This is a genomic window from Pseudomonas machongensis, assembly GCF_034961125.1.
Lineage (GTDB): Bacteria > Pseudomonadota > Gammaproteobacteria > Pseudomonadales > Pseudomonadaceae > Aquipseudomonas > Aquipseudomonas machongensis.
In genome coordinates this window covers 6270-19727 of the sequence record NZ_JAYFUI010000047.1, presented here as the reverse complement: position 1 = coordinate 19727, position 13458 = coordinate 6270, and the positions used below count along the sequence as shown (strand labels likewise).

Sequence of the window (13458 nt, the reverse complement as noted above, 5' to 3'; positions counted from 1 at the left end):
AGGACACTACGACAAAACGTTGCGCATGAACCAGCCGGCTTCAAGAGAGTCTGTTCTGCGTATAGAGAATTCCCGATGCCCAATGATGGTGCATCGCTACCCTGAGATAGCCGTCTTCCATGTTTGGTTCCAACGACGACAAGAAAGCGCCGGCCGAGGCCGGTGAAAAGAAAGGCCTGTTCGGCTGGTTTCGCAAGAAGCCGCAGCAACCTGTCGCCGAACAGCCGCAAGCCCCCGAGCAGCCCGTTAACGAGCCGGTAGCGCCAGCCACGCCCGTCGAGCAGGCCGTTGTCGCTCCGCTCGAGCCGGTTGCCGCCGATGCGCCGGTTGTGCCAGATGAAGTGCCGCCGTCGGTAGAGGCTTCCCAGGCCATACCTGCGCAGCCCATTGAGGTCGAAATCCCGGCTCCGGTGGCTGAGGCCCCGGTGGCTGCGCCGGTCAGCAGTCTGGTACTGCCTGTCGCCGAGGAACCCGTGGCGCTGGTCCCTGACCTGGAACCGAGCGAACCGCCAGTCATTCCCGAGCGCCCTGTCGCGAGCCCTGAGCCTGTGGCCGCGGTTGTCGTCGAGCCGGAGCCGGTCGAGCCTGAGCCGGTAGTTGTCACGCCAGTGGCCGAGACGCCTGCTCCTGCACCGGTGGAGCCCCAGCCCGAGCCTGCCCTTGTCGAGCCAGAACCCGTGGTTGCCGTGGTTGCCGCTACCGAGCAGTCCAAGCCCGGCTTCTTCGCCCGCCTCAAGCAGGGCCTGTCCAAGACCAGTGCCAGCATTGGCGAAGGCATGGCCAGCCTGTTCCTGGGCAAGAAGGTCATCGACGACGACCTGCTCGACGAGATCGAGACGCGCCTGCTCACTGCCGACGTAGGCGTCGAGGCCACTTCGCTGATCGTCCAGAATCTCACACAGAAGGTTGCCCGCAAGCAGTTGGCAGACGCCGATGCACTGTACAAGTCGCTGCAGGAAGAGTTGGCCGCGCTGCTGCGTCCGGTCGAGCAGCCTCTGAAGATCGAAGCCCAGAGCAAGCCCTATGTGATCCTTGTCGTCGGCGTGAACGGTGCAGGCAAGACCACCACCATCGGCAAGCTGGCCAAGAAGCTGCAACTCGAAGGCAAGAAGGTCATGCTCGCTGCCGGCGACACGTTCCGTGCGGCTGCGGTAGAGCAGTTGCAGGTCTGGGGCGAGCGCAACCAGATCCCGGTGATCGCCCAGCACACCGGTGCCGACTCGGCCTCGGTGATCTTCGATGCCGTGCAGGCCGCCAAGGCCCGTGGCGCCGACGTGCTGATCGCCGACACCGCCGGGCGCCTGCACACCAAAGACAACCTGATGGAAGAGCTGAAGAAGGTCCGTCGGGTCATCGGCAAGCTTGACGCCGACGCGCCGCACGAAGTTCTGCTGGTGCTGGACGCCGGAACTGGGCAGAACGCCATCAGCCAGGCCAAGTACTTCAACCAGAGCGTCGAGCTGACCGGCCTGGCCCTGACCAAGCTGGACGGCACTGCCAAGGGCGGTGTGATCTTCGCCCTGGCCAAGCAGTTCAGCCTGCCGATCCGCTTCATCGGGGTCGGCGAAGGTATCGACGATCTGCGCACCTTCGAGGCCGAACCCTTCGTCAAAGCCCTGTTTGCCGAGCGTGAGCACCCATGATCCGATTCGAGCAGGTCGCCAAGCGCTACCCCAATGGCCATGTCGGCCTGCATGAGCTGAGTTTCCGGGCACGCCGGGGCGAATTCCTGTTCGTCACCGGCCACTCCGGCGCGGGCAAGAGCACCTTGCTGCGCCTGCTGCTGGCGATGGAGCGCCCGACCAGCGGCAAGCTGCTGCTGGCCGGCCAGGACCTGGGTCAGATCAGCAATGCGCAGATCCCGTTCCTGCGCCGCCAGATCGGCGTGGTGTTCCAGAACCACCAACTGCTGTTCGATCGCACCGTGTTCAACAACATCGCGTTGCCGCTGCAGATCCTCGGGCTGTCCAAGGCGGAGATCGCCAAGCGCGTGGATTCGGCGCTGGAGCGCGTGTCGCTGTCGGACAAGGGCGAGCTGTTCCCCGCTGACCTGTCGACCGGGCAGCAGCAGCGCGTGGGCATCGCCCGTGCCATCGTCCACCAGCCGGCGCTGCTGCTGGCGGACGAACCCACCGGTAACCTCGACCCGCGGCTGGCCGCAGAGATCATGGGCGTGTTCGAAGACATCAACCGCCTGGGCACCACGGTGCTGATCGCCAGCCACGACCTGGCGCTGATCGCGCGCATGCGTCACCGCATGCTTACGCTTCAGCGCGGACGACTGATCGGCGATGGGGAGGCCGGACAATGAGCACTACGCGTACGCCAAAGGTCTCCGAGCGCGTTGCGCCCAAGGCCGCCGACCCGAAGCCGGAAAAACAGCGCGGTGGCCATGATGACGATGGCCCGGATTTCCGCACCCTGCTGAACGCCTGGCTTGAAAGCCATCGCGCCAGCCTCGCCGACAGCCTTCGCCGGCTGGGCAAGCAGCCAATCGGCAGCTTCTTCACCTGTCTGGTGATGGCAGTGGCACTGAGCATGCCCATGGGCCTGTCGCTGCTGCTGAAGAACGTCGAGAAGCTTGGGGGTTCCTGGCAGCGCGCAGCGCAGATTTCGCTTTATCTCAAGCTCGATGCGGGTAGCAAGGAAGGAGAAGCGCTGCGCGATGAGATCAAGGGCATGCCCGGCGTGGCCGAGGCGACCTACGTCAGCCGCGAGCAGGCGCTGCAGGAGTTCCAGCAGCAATCCGGCCTGGGCGAGGCCTTGCGTGAATTGCCCGACAACCCGCTGCCCGGCGTGGTGGTGGTGACCCCGACCGAAGTCGACAAGCCGGCGCTCGAAGCCTTGCGTCAGCGCCTTTCGGAGTTGCCGCGGGTCGAAGTGGCTCAGTTGGACCTGGTCTGGGTCGAGCGCCTGGCGGCGATCCTCAAGTTGGGTGACCGTTTTGTCTTCGGCCTGGCGGTCATGCTGATTTCCGCACTGCTTTTGGTAATTGGTAACACAATTCGGCTGCACATCGAGAACCGCCGTGTCGAGATCGAAGTGATCAAGCTGGTCGGCGGTACCGACAGCTACGTGCGGCGCCCCTTCCTCTACATGGGAGCCTTGTACGGCCTGGGTGCGGGCGTGTTGGCTTGGGGCATCCTGGCGTTTGGCCTGAACTGGCTGAACGACGCGGTTGTCGGGCTTTCCGGGCTGTACAACAGTGACTTCGCCCTGGGCGGGGTACCGGGGTCCGATGGTCTGTCACTCTTGATTGGTGCAGTGCTCTTGGGGTATATCGGTGCTTGGATTGCGGTCGCTCGCCACCTTAACGAGCTTGCACCGCGATAATGCTTTCTTGCCAGCATTGACTTTTTTCATCCAGGAACTTCTTTCATGGTTCCGGGGTCAATGATGGCAGTGCCCACAAGGCACGAGTCCAGTGAGTCGGAGGTACTTGAATGACCACTTCGTTGCAACCTGCCTATGCCCTGGTGCCCGGTGCGAACCTGGAAGCCTACGTGCACACGGTCAACAGCATTCCGCTGCTGACGGTCGAGCAGGAGCGTGAACTGGCCGAGCGTCTCTATTATGAGCAGGATCTTGAGGCCGCTCGGCAAATGGTGATGGCCCACCTGCGTTTCGTCGTACATATCGCCCGCAGCTATGCCGGCTACGGGCTCGCCCAGGCTGACCTGATCCAGGAAGGCAACGTCGGCCTGATGAAGGCGGTCAAGCGCTTCAACCCCGAGATGGGCGTGCGCCTGGTGTCCTTCGCCGTGCACTGGATCAAGGCAGAGATCCACGAGTTCATCTTGCGTAACTGGCGTATCGTCAAGGTCGCCACCACCAAGGCGCAGCGCAAGCTGTTCTTCAATCTGCGCAGCCAGAAGAAGCGTCTGGCCTGGCTGAATAACGATGAAGTGCACCGTGTCGCCGAAAGCCTGGGCGTCGAGCCTCGGGAAGTGCGCGAGATGGAAAGCCGCCTGAGCGGTCACGACATGGCCTTCGATCCGGCAGCCGATGCCGACGACGACAGCGCCTTCCAGTCGCCTGCGCACTACCTTGAGGATCACCGCTACGATCCTGCCCTGCAGCTCGAGGATGCCGATTGGAACGACAATTCCAGCAGCAACCTGCATGAGGCACTCAGTGGCCTGGACGAGCGCAGCCGCGACATTCTCTATCAGCGCTGGCTGGCCGAGGAAAAGGCCACGCTGCACGAGCTGGCGGAGAAGTACAGTGTATCGGCCGAGCGGATTCGTCAGCTCGAGAAGAACGCGATGAGCAAGGTCAAGGCACTGATCACGATCTGACCGGCGCTCTGACTGAAAAGCCGCCTGTCCCTCGCGGGGCAGGCGGCTTTTTGTTGGTCGCATGGGGCTGCAAGCGGATCAAGGCTTGCGTGCGCTCTCCAACTGCATCAGGTAACTGGTTCCCCCGAGCTGGCTCATCTGTCGTCGAATCCATCCCGCCCGGCTGGCGACATAGGTGCTCGGGCGGCTGGCGCTCCACTTGATCGGGCTGGGCAGCACTGCAGCGAGCTGGCTGGCCTGTTGGCGAGTGAGACGGCTGGCATCGACGCCGAAGTGATAGCGCGCCGCTGCCTGGGCGCCAAATACGCCTGGCCCCCATTCGGCGCTGTTGAGGTAGACCTCGAGGATCCGCTCCTTCGACCAGAACAGCTCCATCAGGCCAGTGAACCAGGCTTCGAGACCTTTGCGAAACCAGCTGCGCCCCGACCACAGGAACAGGTTCTTCGCCACTTGCTGGGAGAGCGTGCTGGCGCCGCGGATACTGCCGCCGCGCTCGTTATGTGCCAGTGCGGCCTGGATCGCGGGAATATCGAAACCCCAGTGGTTGGCGAAGTGCTGGTCCTCGCCCGCGATAACGGCCACCTTGAGCTCGTCGGAGATCTCGTCCCAAGGCGTCCAGTCGCGCTGCAGGTCGATCGGCTCGCCACTGAACCAGGACTGCACCTTGCGTTCGACCATCAACGCAGTGCCTGGTGGTGGCACCCAGCGCAGCACCAGCACCAGCACGATGCTGCCGGCGGCGAACCAGAGCAGTGCGCGGGCGAGACGGCGGATCAGGGATGACAGCATGTCGATAGCTTGGCCGGACCGATGGAACCGGCCATTATACAGACCCCTCTCGAGGAGTCGTCCCATGCTTCGCAGCTTCCTGATGCTCGCCGCGTTCTTTGGCTTTACGGGTGTGGCCCTGGGTGCCTTTGCCGCACACGGCCTGAAGAACCGTCTTACCGCCGATTACCTGGCGATCTTCCACACCGGCGTCACTTATCAACTGGTCCATGCCCTGGCGATCCTGGCGGTCGCGCTGCTTTCGGTGCACTTGCCGGGGCGTCTGGTCGGCTGGGCGGGCGGGCTGTTCGCAGTCGGTATCCTGCTGTTCTCCGGCAGCCTTTACGTGCTGACCCTCACCGGGTTGGGCAAGCTTGGCATCATCACCCCCATCGGCGGCCTGTGCTTCCTCGCCGGCTGGCTGTGCCTGGGGCTGGCAGCCTGGCGCCTGGGCTGACCAGGCGGTCGGGAATCGCGACTAATGGCGTGTGTCGCCCTTGGGTTGCAAGGCTGATCGGGGCTAGAATGCGGGCCCCAATGAACGATGGTGGCCGTGCGCATGCGCATTCAACTGAACGGTGAACCTTACGAACTGCCTGCGGGCGAGAGCGTCGCGGCCCTGCTGGGCCGGCTGGAGCTGGTCGGGCGTCGTGTGGCGGTGGAGCTGAACCTGGACATCGTGCCGCGCAGCCAGCACGAAAGCACCCTGTTGAACGAGGGTGACCAGGTCGAAGTGGTCCACGCCATCGGTGGCGGCTGACGCTTCTGCCGTGCCCCACCCGCAAGTCCCGCAACCTTTCCAGAGGAACAACGATGAGCAACGTTCGTAGCGACAAGCCCTTCACCCTGGCCGGACGCACTTTCCAGTCGCGCCTGCTGGTCGGCACCGGCAAGTACCGTGACATGGAAGAAACCCGCCTGGCCATCGAAGCCTCGGGTGCCGAAATTGTCACCGTCGCCGTGCGCCGCACCAACCTCGGCCAGAACCCGGGCGAGCCGAACCTGCTCGATGTGCTGCCGCCGGACCGCTATACCATTTTGCCGAACACCGCCGGTTGCTATGACGCCGTCGAAGCCGTGCGCACCTGCCGCCTGGCCCGCGAGCTGCTCGATGGCCACAACCTGGTGAAGCTGGAAGTGCTGGCCGACCAGAAGACTCTGTTCCCCAACGTGATCGAAACCCTCAAGGCTGCCGAAGTGCTGGTCAAGGACGGTTTCGACGTGATGGTCTACACCAGCGACGATCCGATCATCGCCCGTCAACTGGCCGAAGCCGGCTGTATCGCGGTGATGCCCCTGGCGGGCCTGATCGGTACCGGGCTCGGGATCTGCAACCCCTACAACCTGCAGATCATCCTTGAAGAGTCCAAGGTGCCGGTATTGGTCGACGCCGGTGTAGGTACCGCCTCCGACGCCACCATTGCCATGGAAATGGGCTGCGAGGCCGTGCTGATGAACTCCGCTATCGCTCACGCCCAGCAGCCGGTGCTGATGGCCGAAGCGATGAAGCACGCCATCGTCGCCGGTCGCATGGCCTATCTGGCCGGGCGTATGCCGAAGAAACTCTATGCCAGCGCCTCGTCGCCGCTGGATGGTCTGATCAAGTAAGAGCCCCTGATGACTGAATCGCAAGAAACGCCGATCACCGCTGAAGGCGAAGAGCGCCCGCACCGCCGCATCAAGAGCTTCGTGATGCGCGCAGGCCGCATGACCGAAGGCCAGCAACGTGGCCTCGATCAGGGTGGCCCGCTGTTTATCCTGCCCCTGGCCGACAGCCCGGTGGATTATGACCAGGTGTTCGGCCGCTCGGCGCCGCGCACCCTGGAGATCGGCTTCGGCATGGGGCACTCCCTGCTGGAGATGGCCGCCGCTTCGCCTGAGCTGGACTTCATTGGCGTGGAAGTGCACCGCCCGGGTGTTGGCGCGCTGCTCAACGGCGTGCTGACTCAAGGGCTGAAGAACCTGCGGGTGTACGACTGCGATGCCATCGAGGTACTCAACCGCTGCGTGGCCGACAACAGCCTTGATCGCCTGATGCTGTTCTTCCCCGATCCCTGGCACAAGGCGCGCCATCACAAGCGCCGCATCGTCCAGCCCGAGTTCGCCGAGTTGGTACGGCGCAAACTCAAGGTCGGCGGTGTGTTCCACATGGCCACCGACTGGGAGCCCTATGCCGAGCACATGCTGGACGTGATGAAGGTCGCGCCGGGCTACCGCAACCAGGCGGCTGACGGCGCTTATGTGCCGCGGCCTGAAGAGCGGCCGATCACCAAGTTCGAGCGTCGCGGCGAGCGGCTCGGGCATGGCGTCTGGGACTTGAAGTTCGAGAAGCTGGACTGATCGAAAAAACGCCCTGAGAAGGGCGTTTTTCATTTGGCTGGCCTGTACGCGTGGGTTAACCGCGACGATCCGCCACCACGCCGATGAGCACCAGCACCACCAGCAGCACCGGCGCCAGCGCATAGTTGTTGAATTGCGCCAGCGCCTTCACCACCCAGGGCGTGGCATAGATCAGCGCCGCGCCGCTGCCGATCATCACCAGCAGCGCCATGAAAGGCACGCGCAGGGCGCCAGCGAGGCCTCCCAGGCGCTGATCGACCCAGCCTTTGAGGTCGGTGCCGAACAACACCAGCAAACACCCCACGAGCGCCAGCGAAATTTCTGACAGGTTGCTGCGGCTCCAGCGGGAAACGGTCGAGAGCAGGTCAAGTACCAGGTCCATGGGTCATCCTTAATTCAAGAAGTACTGCAGCAGGTCGTTGAGGAACAACTGGCCCCGCGGTGTCGCCGCCAGTCGATCGGGTTCGACCTGCAGTAGGCCCTTTTGTTCGGCAGCACGGCGTGCTTCTGCCAACTGTGCCAGCGGCAGGCCGGTGCGTCGGGTGAAGAGTTCGGCCTCCACGCCATCGGTCAGGCGCAGGGCATTCATCAGGAATTCGAACGGCAGCTCATCGGCCGGCAACAGCTTCTCGCCGGCTTTGAAGGGCTTCGCCGGGTTGAGGTAGTCCTTGGGCAGGCGGGTCTTCCAGGTGCGCAGGATACGCCCGTCCGGGAACGACAGCTTGCCATGCGCCCCCGCGCCGATGCCGATGAAGTCGCCAAAGCGCCAGTAGTTGAGATTATGCCGTGCTGCGCGTCCTGGCTGGGCGTAGGCCGAAACTTCGTACTGGTGGTAGCCATGTTCGGCCATCAACGCTTGGCCGGCCTCCTGGATGTCCCAGAGGATGTCGTCCTCGGGCAGCTCGGGCGGCTGGTTCCAGAATACGGTGTTCGGTTCCAGGGTGAGCTGGTACCACGACAAGTGCGTAGGCGCGAGTGCGATGGCCTGTCGCAGGTCACCCAGCGCCTCGTCCAGCGACTGGTCCGGCAGGCCGTGCATCAGGTCCAGGTTGAAGTTGTCGAAACCTGCTGCGCGGGCCATGTCTGCAGCGCGCACGGCCTCGTCGCCGTTGTGGATGCGCCCGAGCTTTTCGAGCTTGCTCGGCTGGAAGCTTTGCACACCGATGGATAGACGGTTGATGCCGGTCTGGCGGTAGGCCTTGAACTTGTCCTGCTCGAAGGTGCCGGGGTTGGCTTCGAGGGTGATCTCGATGTCCGGGGCGAACGGGATCCGTTGCTCGATGCCTTGCAGCAGGCGCCCCAGCGAGGCGGCACTGAACAGGCTTGGCGTGCCGCCGCCGAAGAAGATCGTGCTGATCGCGCGGCCCTGCACCGCAGGCAGTTCCTGGTCCAGGTCGGCGAGCAGGGCGTCGATGTAGTCGTCTTCGGGCAGCGTCGGGCCGGCCTGGTGCGAGTTGAAGTCGCAATAGGGGCACTTGCGCACGCACCAGGGGATGTGGATGTACAGCGACAGCGGCGGGCGCTCTGGAAGGATCAGGCCCGCCGGCTGCAGGGACGGCTGTTCGGTCATGCCAGGCCCAGACGCTGACGCAGCAGGGCCATGGCGCGGGCGCGATGGCTGAGCTGGTTCTTCTCGAGCGGTGCGAGGTCGGCGCTGGAGCAGTTGCGCTCCGGTACCCAGAACAGTGGGTCGTAGCCGAAGCCATGGTCGCCGCTGGCCTCGAACAGGATGCGACCGTGCCACAGGCCTTCGCAGAGGATCGGCAGAGGATCGTCGGCATGGCGCACCAGGGCCAGGACGCAGACGAACTGCGCGCCGCGCTGCTCCTCGGGCACGTCCTTCAGGGCATCGAGCAGCTTGGCGTTGTTCGCCGCATCACCCTTGCCGTCGGCGTAGCGAGCCGAGTAGATGCCCGGTGCGCCGCCCAGGAAGTCCACCGCCAGGCCCGAGTCGTCGGCCAATGCCGGCAAACCGGAAAGGCGCGCGGCGTTGCGGGCCTTGAGAATGGCGTTCTCGACGAACGACAGGCCGGTCTCCTCCGGCTCGACCTGGCTGAATTCGCCGATCGAGCGCAGTTGCACGGAGCCGCCAAGCATGGCCTGGAGCTCTTTCAGTTTGCCGGCATTGTGGCTGGCCAATACGAGTTGCTGGAAATTCATCATTCGCCTGGGAACACTTCCTGGTTGAAGCTGAGTGTGTGGCTGAGGCCGCCGGTTTCGATGTTGAGGTCGAAGGTCAGGGTTTCAGCCTGTGCGATCTTGAACTGGGCGATGTAGTACACCGCACCTTGGTCGGTGATCTGCCTGAACGACAGCGGGCTGCTGCGGCCGGTGAGGTCCTTGACCGTGCCGCTGACCACCGCCGTGGCAGGCTTGCCGGCCTTGAGCACGGCGATGTTGAGCACGCCCTGGTTCTTGCTGCGGACAAGGCCGGTGGCTGCGGCGATGTTCGGCTGCAGCATGCTCGAGGTGAAGGCGCTGTAGTGCACCGTGACGTCGCCGAAGTCCTGCTTGCGCTCGGGACGGGCGGCGTCGGCAGCCAGCACTGGCCAGGCCAGGCACAGGCTGATCAGCAAGAGAGCGAGACGACGCATGGTGCCATTCCTCCGATAGGTGGATCAGACCGCGACCTGGTGCTCCTGCAGCCCAGGACTACTGACCCGATAGATGCCGATCTCTCCGAGAAGATTAGGCCAAAGCCGTCCGCCCCACCCGTTGCGGTGACGGTTGTCGACGGCAAGGCGATCGAGCACCTTGGCATTGCGCTCGTGGCACAGGTTCTCGAAGTCTTCGAAGGTGCAGAAGTGGATGTTCGGGGTGTTGTACCAGGTGTAGGGCATGAAGTCCGACACCGGCATGCGTCCTTTGGTGGCCAGGTACCAACGGCAGCGCCAGTGGCCGAAATTGGGGAAGGTGATGATGCACTGGCGGCCTACCCGCAGCATCTCGTCGAGAATGCGGTCGGGGTACTCCACGGCTTGCAGGGCCTGGGTCATGACCACCACGTCGAAGCTGTTGCTGGCAAAGTTGCCCAGGCCCTTGTCCAGGTCTTGCTCGATGACGTTGACGCCCTTGTTTACGCACTCGGCGATGTTGTCGGCGTCGATCTCCAGGCCATAGCCGGTGACGTTCTTGCGATCACGCAGCGAGGCCAGCAGTTCGCCATTGCCGCAGCCCAGGTCGAGTACCCGGCTGCCGGCGGGGATCCAGTCGTGGATGATTTCCAGGTCGGCTCTCATGCGGTCCTCAGAGGGTGATGCGGTTCATGTAGTTCGCGAAACCCTGCATGTAGCGCGGGGTCGGGATGAGGAAGGCGTCGTGGCCGTAGGGCGAGTCGATGTCCAGGTAGCAGACGTTCTTGCGCGCAGCCATCAGGGCATCGACGATCTCTCGCGAGCGTGCTGGCGAGAAGCGCCAGTCGGTGGTGAACGACATGATGCAGTAGTGCGCGGTGACATGCGCCAGCGTGGCGGCCAGGTCGCCACCGTGGGCGGCGGCCGGGTCGAAGTAGTCCAGCGCCTTGGTCATCAGCAGGTAGGTGTTGGCATCGAAGCGGCCCGAGAACTCCTCGCCCTGATAGCGCAGGTAGCTCTCGACCTGGAACTCGACGCTGTGGAAGTCGTAGTTGAGCTTGTCGCTCTTGAGCTCACGGCCGAATTTCTCGCCCATCGAGTCGTCGGACAGGTAGGTGATGTGCCCGACCATGCGCGCCAGCATCAGCCCGCGCTTGGGGATCACGCCCTGGTCCTGGAACGAACCGCCGTGGAACTCGGGGTCTGTGAGGATGGCCTGGCGTGCCACTTCGTTGAAGGCGATGTTCTGTGCCGACAGCTTGGGCGCCGAGGCGATGTCCACGCAGTGGCGCACGCGATCGGGGTAGGTGATGGTCCACTGCAGCGCCTGCATGCCGCCCAGGCTACCGCCGACGATGGCGGCCCAGGTCTGGATGCCGAGGCGATCGGCCAGGCGGGCCTGGCTGTGTACCCAGTCTTCCACGGTCAGGACCGGGAAGTCCGCGCCATAGGGCTTGCCGGTAGCCGGGTTGAGGCTGCTCGGGCCGGTGCTGCCATTGCAGCCGCCGAGGTTGTTCAGGCTGACCACGAAGAAGCGGTTGGTGTCGATCGGCTTGCCCGGGCCGATGCAGCTGTCCCACCAGCCCGGCTTGCGGTCGGTGGCAGCGTGGTAGCCGGCGGCGTGGTGGTGACCGGACAGTGCGTGGCAGATCAGCACGGCATTGCTGGCGCTGGCGTTGAGCTGGCCATAGGTTTCGTAGATGAGTTCGTACGAGGCCAGCGCGCGGCCACAGGCCAGGGCCAGCGGTTCATCGAACCGGGCGATCTGGGGGGTTACCAGACCGACGGAATCTTCGGGAAAGACAGTGGACATCGACCCTGCTCACGCTTGACGGAAGCGTAAGTCTAAAGAGCGCTACCCCCAGCGGCAAGCAAAGGCTGCCGCTGGATGACGCGGTGGTTCAGATCATCCGCCACAGCTGTTCCGGCATGCCGGCATAGGCAGCCAGTTGTGGCATCAGGAACGACTGGATCACCTGGATGGCGATGAAGGCGAAGATCGGCGAAATGTCCATGCCGCCGAGGTTGGGCACCAGGCGGCGGAACGGCGCCAGCACTGGCTCGCTGATCTGGTAGGCCAGTTCGGCGGCGGGGTTGTGGCTGTTCGGCGCGACCCACGAGACGATCACCATGACGATCATTGCGACCCAGAAAATCTTCAGGAACAGCGAGGTGATGCCGAGAATCGCCCACATCAGCAGGTGCAGGATGTCGCCGAAGGTGCCGTAGGTGACCATCAGCACGAAGGCCATCAGCAGCGCCTGGATCACGATCGCCAGCAGCAGCGAAGAGGTGTCCAGGCCAGCGATGCTGGGAATGACCCGGCGGATTGGCTTGAGCAGCGGTTGGGTGGCGCGCACGGCGAACTGGCTCAGCGGGTTGTAGAAGTCGGCCTTGACCAGTTGCAGCACGAAGCGCAGCAGGACGATCACCAGGTACAGGCTGACCAGGGTTTGCACCACGAAGATCGCGGCGTCGGACAGTGCATTCATCGACAGCTCCTTATTTGCCCAATTGTTCGGCCAGCTCGGCGGAGCGCGTGGCCGCAGCCTGCAGCGCCTGCTCGACGATGGCCTCGAAACCGTTGGCCTGGAACGACTTGATCGCCGCTTCGGTCGTGCCGGCCGGCGAGGTGACGCGGCGGCGCAGTTCGGCGGCATCGACATCGCTGGCAACCGCCATGTGCGCGGCGCCCAGGGCAGTCTGCAGGGTCAGTTGCGAGGCGGTTTCACGCGGCAGGCCGAGCTTCTCGCCAGCAGCGGTCATGGCCTCGATCAGCAGGAAGAAATACGCCGGGCCGCTGCCGGAGACCGCGGTCACGGCGTCCAGCTGCTGCTCCTGTTCCAGCCACAGGGCGGTGCCGACCGCAGTCAGCAGTTGCTCTGCCTGCTGGCGTTGTTCGCCGCAGACCTGAGCGGTGGCGTACAAGCCGCTGGCACCTTGGCGCAGCAGCGATGGCGTGTTGGGCATGCAGCGCACCACCGGGATTTCGCCCAGCCAGCTCTGCAGGCTCTGGCAGGTGATGCCGGCAGCGATGGAGACCACCAGTTGGCCCGGCGCCAGGGTTGGTTTCAGGGTCTCGCACACGGCTTTCATGACCTGTGGCTTGACCGCCAGCACGATCACGTCCACGCCATCGATGGCCTGGGCGTTGCTTTCGAAGGTTTCGATGCCGTGCTCGGCCTTGATCCGGGCGCGGGTCTCGGCACCCGGGTCGCTGGCGCGGATCTGCGCGGCGTCCAGGCCCTGGGCGCGCAGGCCGCCGATCAGGCTGGCGGCCATGTTGCCGGCGCCGATGAAGGCAATACGAGTCTTGCTCATGTCAGGTCCTTGAAGGAGAGAGTGAGTAAAGCATGGAATCAGGGCTGACCGTAGTCGCGGGCGCCGAACAGGGCGGTGCCGATACGGACCCAGGTCGCACCCTGGGCGATGGCCGCTTCCAGGTCGTGGCTCATGCCCATGGACAGCGTGTCCAGGCC

17 protein-coding genes and 1 pseudogene are annotated in these 13458 nt (G+C 64.2%); 8 read left to right on the top strand and 10 right to left on the bottom strand.

Annotated elements, in window-relative coordinates:
- Nucleotides 1-119: 119 nt before the first annotated feature.
- The 4 genes from ftsY to rpoH all read left to right on the top strand — a co-directional run bounded on the left by ftsY (nt 120) and on the right by rpoH (nt 4298).
- Nucleotides 120-1643: a signal recognition particle-docking protein FtsY gene (gene ftsY, locus VA602_RS03320; protein ID WP_323452459.1), complete on the top strand. Its 1524-nt coding sequence runs from the start codon at nt 120-122 to the stop codon at nt 1641-1643.
- Nucleotides 1640-2311 carry a cell division ATP-binding protein FtsE gene (ftsE, locus tag VA602_RS03315; RefSeq protein WP_011531723.1) on the top strand — a complete coding sequence of 224 codons (672 nt, stop codon included), beginning with the start codon at nt 1640-1642 and terminating at the stop codon, nt 2309-2311. The genes ftsY and ftsE overlap by 4 nt, the downstream gene beginning before the upstream one ends.
- On the top strand, nt 2308-3333 hold the full coding sequence (ftsX, locus tag VA602_RS03310; RefSeq protein ID WP_063541629.1) for a permease-like cell division protein FtsX: 1026 nt from the start codon (nt 2308-2310) through the stop codon (nt 3331-3333). The genes ftsE and ftsX overlap by 4 nt, the downstream gene beginning before the upstream one ends.
- Nucleotides 3334-3443: 110 nt before the next feature.
- On the top strand, nt 3444-4298 hold the full coding sequence (gene rpoH / locus VA602_RS03305; RefSeq protein ID WP_065863966.1) for an RNA polymerase sigma factor RpoH: 855 nt from the start codon (nt 3444-3446) through the stop codon (nt 4296-4298).
- A 78-nt stretch (nt 4299-4376) separates the two neighbouring features.
- Here rpoH and mtgA read toward each other — a convergent pair whose 3' ends face one another.
- The gene (mtgA, locus tag VA602_RS03300; protein WP_065863965.1) at nt 4377-5087 is read right to left on the bottom strand and encodes a monofunctional biosynthetic peptidoglycan transglycosylase; all 711 of its coding nucleotides are present in this window, start codon (nt 5085-5087) and stop codon (nt 4377-4379) included.
- A 64-nt stretch (nt 5088-5151) separates the two neighbouring features.
- On the opposite strand from mtgA, the gene VA602_RS03295 reads away from it, so the two are divergent.
- The 4 genes from VA602_RS03295 (at nt 5152) to trmB (ending at nt 7406) form a co-directional block, all read left to right on the top strand.
- Entirely contained in the window at nt 5152-5523 is a 372-nt protein-coding gene (locus VA602_RS03295; protein ID WP_054891165.1) for a DUF423 domain-containing protein, read from the top strand.
- A gap of 102 nt (nt 5524-5625) precedes the next feature.
- Nucleotides 5626-5826: a sulfur carrier protein ThiS gene (thiS, locus tag VA602_RS03290; protein WP_054891258.1), complete on the top strand. Its 201-nt coding sequence runs from the start codon at nt 5626-5628 to the stop codon at nt 5824-5826.
- Between the two features lie 53 nt (nt 5827-5879).
- Nucleotides 5880-6674, top strand: a complete 795-nt coding sequence (locus VA602_RS03285; protein WP_008092966.1) for a thiazole synthase — start codon at nt 5880-5882, stop codon at nt 6672-6674.
- Between the two features lie 9 nt (nt 6675-6683).
- The gene (gene trmB, locus VA602_RS03280; RefSeq protein ID WP_054891167.1) at nt 6684-7406 is read left to right on the top strand and encodes a tRNA (guanosine(46)-N7)-methyltransferase TrmB; all 723 of its coding nucleotides are present in this window, start codon (nt 6684-6686) and stop codon (nt 7404-7406) included.
- 55 nt (nt 7407-7461) lie between these two features.
- On the opposite strand, the gene VA602_RS03275 is transcribed toward trmB, so the two are convergent.
- The 9 genes and pseudogenes from VA602_RS03275 to VA602_RS03235 all read right to left on the bottom strand — a co-directional run.
- On the bottom strand, nt 7462-7788 hold the full coding sequence (locus VA602_RS03275) for a DUF3392 family protein (protein ID WP_054891168.1): 327 nt from the start codon (nt 7786-7788) through the stop codon (nt 7462-7464).
- A gap of 9 nt (nt 7789-7797) precedes the next feature.
- The gene (gene hemW, locus VA602_RS03270; protein ID WP_323452458.1) at nt 7798-8976 is read right to left on the bottom strand and encodes a radical SAM family heme chaperone HemW; all 1179 of its coding nucleotides are present in this window, start codon (nt 8974-8976) and stop codon (nt 7798-7800) included.
- Nucleotides 8973-9569: an RdgB/HAM1 family non-canonical purine NTP pyrophosphatase gene (rdgB, locus tag VA602_RS03265; RefSeq protein WP_054891170.1), complete on the bottom strand. Its 597-nt coding sequence runs from the start codon at nt 9567-9569 to the stop codon at nt 8973-8975. Before rdgB ends, hemW begins: the two co-directional genes overlap by 4 nt.
- Nucleotides 9566-10000 (bottom strand): DUF4426 domain-containing protein, encoded by a 435-nt coding sequence (locus tag VA602_RS03260; protein WP_323452457.1) that lies wholly within the window; start codon nt 9998-10000, stop codon nt 9566-9568. Before VA602_RS03260 ends, rdgB begins: the two co-directional genes overlap by 4 nt.
- A 24-nt stretch (nt 10001-10024) precedes the next feature.
- Nucleotides 10025-10645, bottom strand: coding sequence for a methionine biosynthesis protein MetW (gene metW, locus VA602_RS03255; RefSeq protein WP_063541621.1), 621 nt, complete (start codon nt 10643-10645; stop codon nt 10025-10027).
- A 7-nt stretch (nt 10646-10652) separates the two neighbouring features.
- Nucleotides 10653-11792, bottom strand: coding sequence for a homoserine O-succinyltransferase MetX (gene metX, locus VA602_RS03250; protein ID WP_323452456.1), 1140 nt, complete (start codon nt 11790-11792; stop codon nt 10653-10655).
- 88 nt (nt 11793-11880) lie between these two features.
- A complete protein-coding gene (locus VA602_RS03245) occupies nt 11881-12471 on the bottom strand; it encodes a YggT family protein (RefSeq protein WP_054891174.1) in 591 nt (196 codons plus the stop codon).
- A gap of 10 nt (nt 12472-12481) precedes the next feature.
- Nucleotides 12482-13300 (bottom strand): pyrroline-5-carboxylate reductase, encoded by an 819-nt coding sequence (proC, locus tag VA602_RS03240; RefSeq protein WP_323452455.1) that lies wholly within the window; start codon nt 13298-13300, stop codon nt 12482-12484.
- 38 nt (nt 13301-13338) lie between these two features.
- A pseudogene (locus VA602_RS03235) lies at nt 13339-13458 on the bottom strand (YggS family pyridoxal phosphate-dependent enzyme); the annotation flags it as partial.

Coding starts and splice junctions, on each gene's coding strand:
- ftsE (WP_011531723.1), top strand. CDS start 1,640: ATGATCCGATTCGAGCAGGTCGCCAAGCGCTACCCCAATGGCCATGTC.
- metX (WP_323452456.1), bottom strand. CDS start 11,792: ATGTCCACTGTCTTTCCCGAAGATTCCGTCGGTCTGGTAACCCCCCAG.
- VA602_RS03260 (WP_323452457.1), bottom strand. CDS start 10,000: ATGCGTCGTCTCGCTCTCTTGCTGATCAGCCTGTGCCTGGCCTGGCCA.
- thiS (WP_054891258.1), top strand. CDS start 5,626: ATGCGCATTCAACTGAACGGTGAACCTTACGAACTGCCTGCGGGCGAG.
- proC (WP_323452455.1), bottom strand. CDS start 13,300: ATGAGCAAGACTCGTATTGCCTTCATCGGCGCCGGCAACATGGCCGCC.
- ftsX (WP_063541629.1), top strand. CDS start 2,308: ATGAGCACTACGCGTACGCCAAAGGTCTCCGAGCGCGTTGCGCCCAAG.
- trmB (WP_054891167.1), top strand. CDS start 6,684: ATGACTGAATCGCAAGAAACGCCGATCACCGCTGAAGGCGAAGAGCGC.
- VA602_RS03295 (WP_054891165.1), top strand. CDS start 5,152: ATGCTTCGCAGCTTCCTGATGCTCGCCGCGTTCTTTGGCTTTACGGGT.
- VA602_RS03275 (WP_054891168.1), bottom strand. CDS start 7,788: ATGGACCTGGTACTTGACCTGCTCTCGACCGTTTCCCGCTGGAGCCGC.
- hemW (WP_323452458.1), bottom strand. CDS start 8,976: ATGACCGAACAGCCGTCCCTGCAGCCGGCGGGCCTGATCCTTCCAGAG.
- VA602_RS03245 (WP_054891174.1), bottom strand. CDS start 12,471: ATGAATGCACTGTCCGACGCCGCGATCTTCGTGGTGCAAACCCTGGTC.
- metW (WP_063541621.1), bottom strand. CDS start 10,645: ATGAGAGCCGACCTGGAAATCATCCACGACTGGATCCCCGCCGGCAGC.
- rdgB (WP_054891170.1), bottom strand. CDS start 9,569: ATGATGAATTTCCAGCAACTCGTATTGGCCAGCCACAATGCCGGCAAA.
- ftsY (WP_323452459.1), top strand. CDS start 120: ATGTTTGGTTCCAACGACGACAAGAAAGCGCCGGCCGAGGCCGGTGAA.
- VA602_RS03285 (WP_008092966.1), top strand. CDS start 5,880: ATGAGCAACGTTCGTAGCGACAAGCCCTTCACCCTGGCCGGACGCACT.
- rpoH (WP_065863966.1), top strand. CDS start 3,444: ATGACCACTTCGTTGCAACCTGCCTATGCCCTGGTGCCCGGTGCGAAC.
- mtgA (WP_065863965.1), bottom strand. CDS start 5,087: ATGCTGTCATCCCTGATCCGCCGTCTCGCCCGCGCACTGCTCTGGTTC.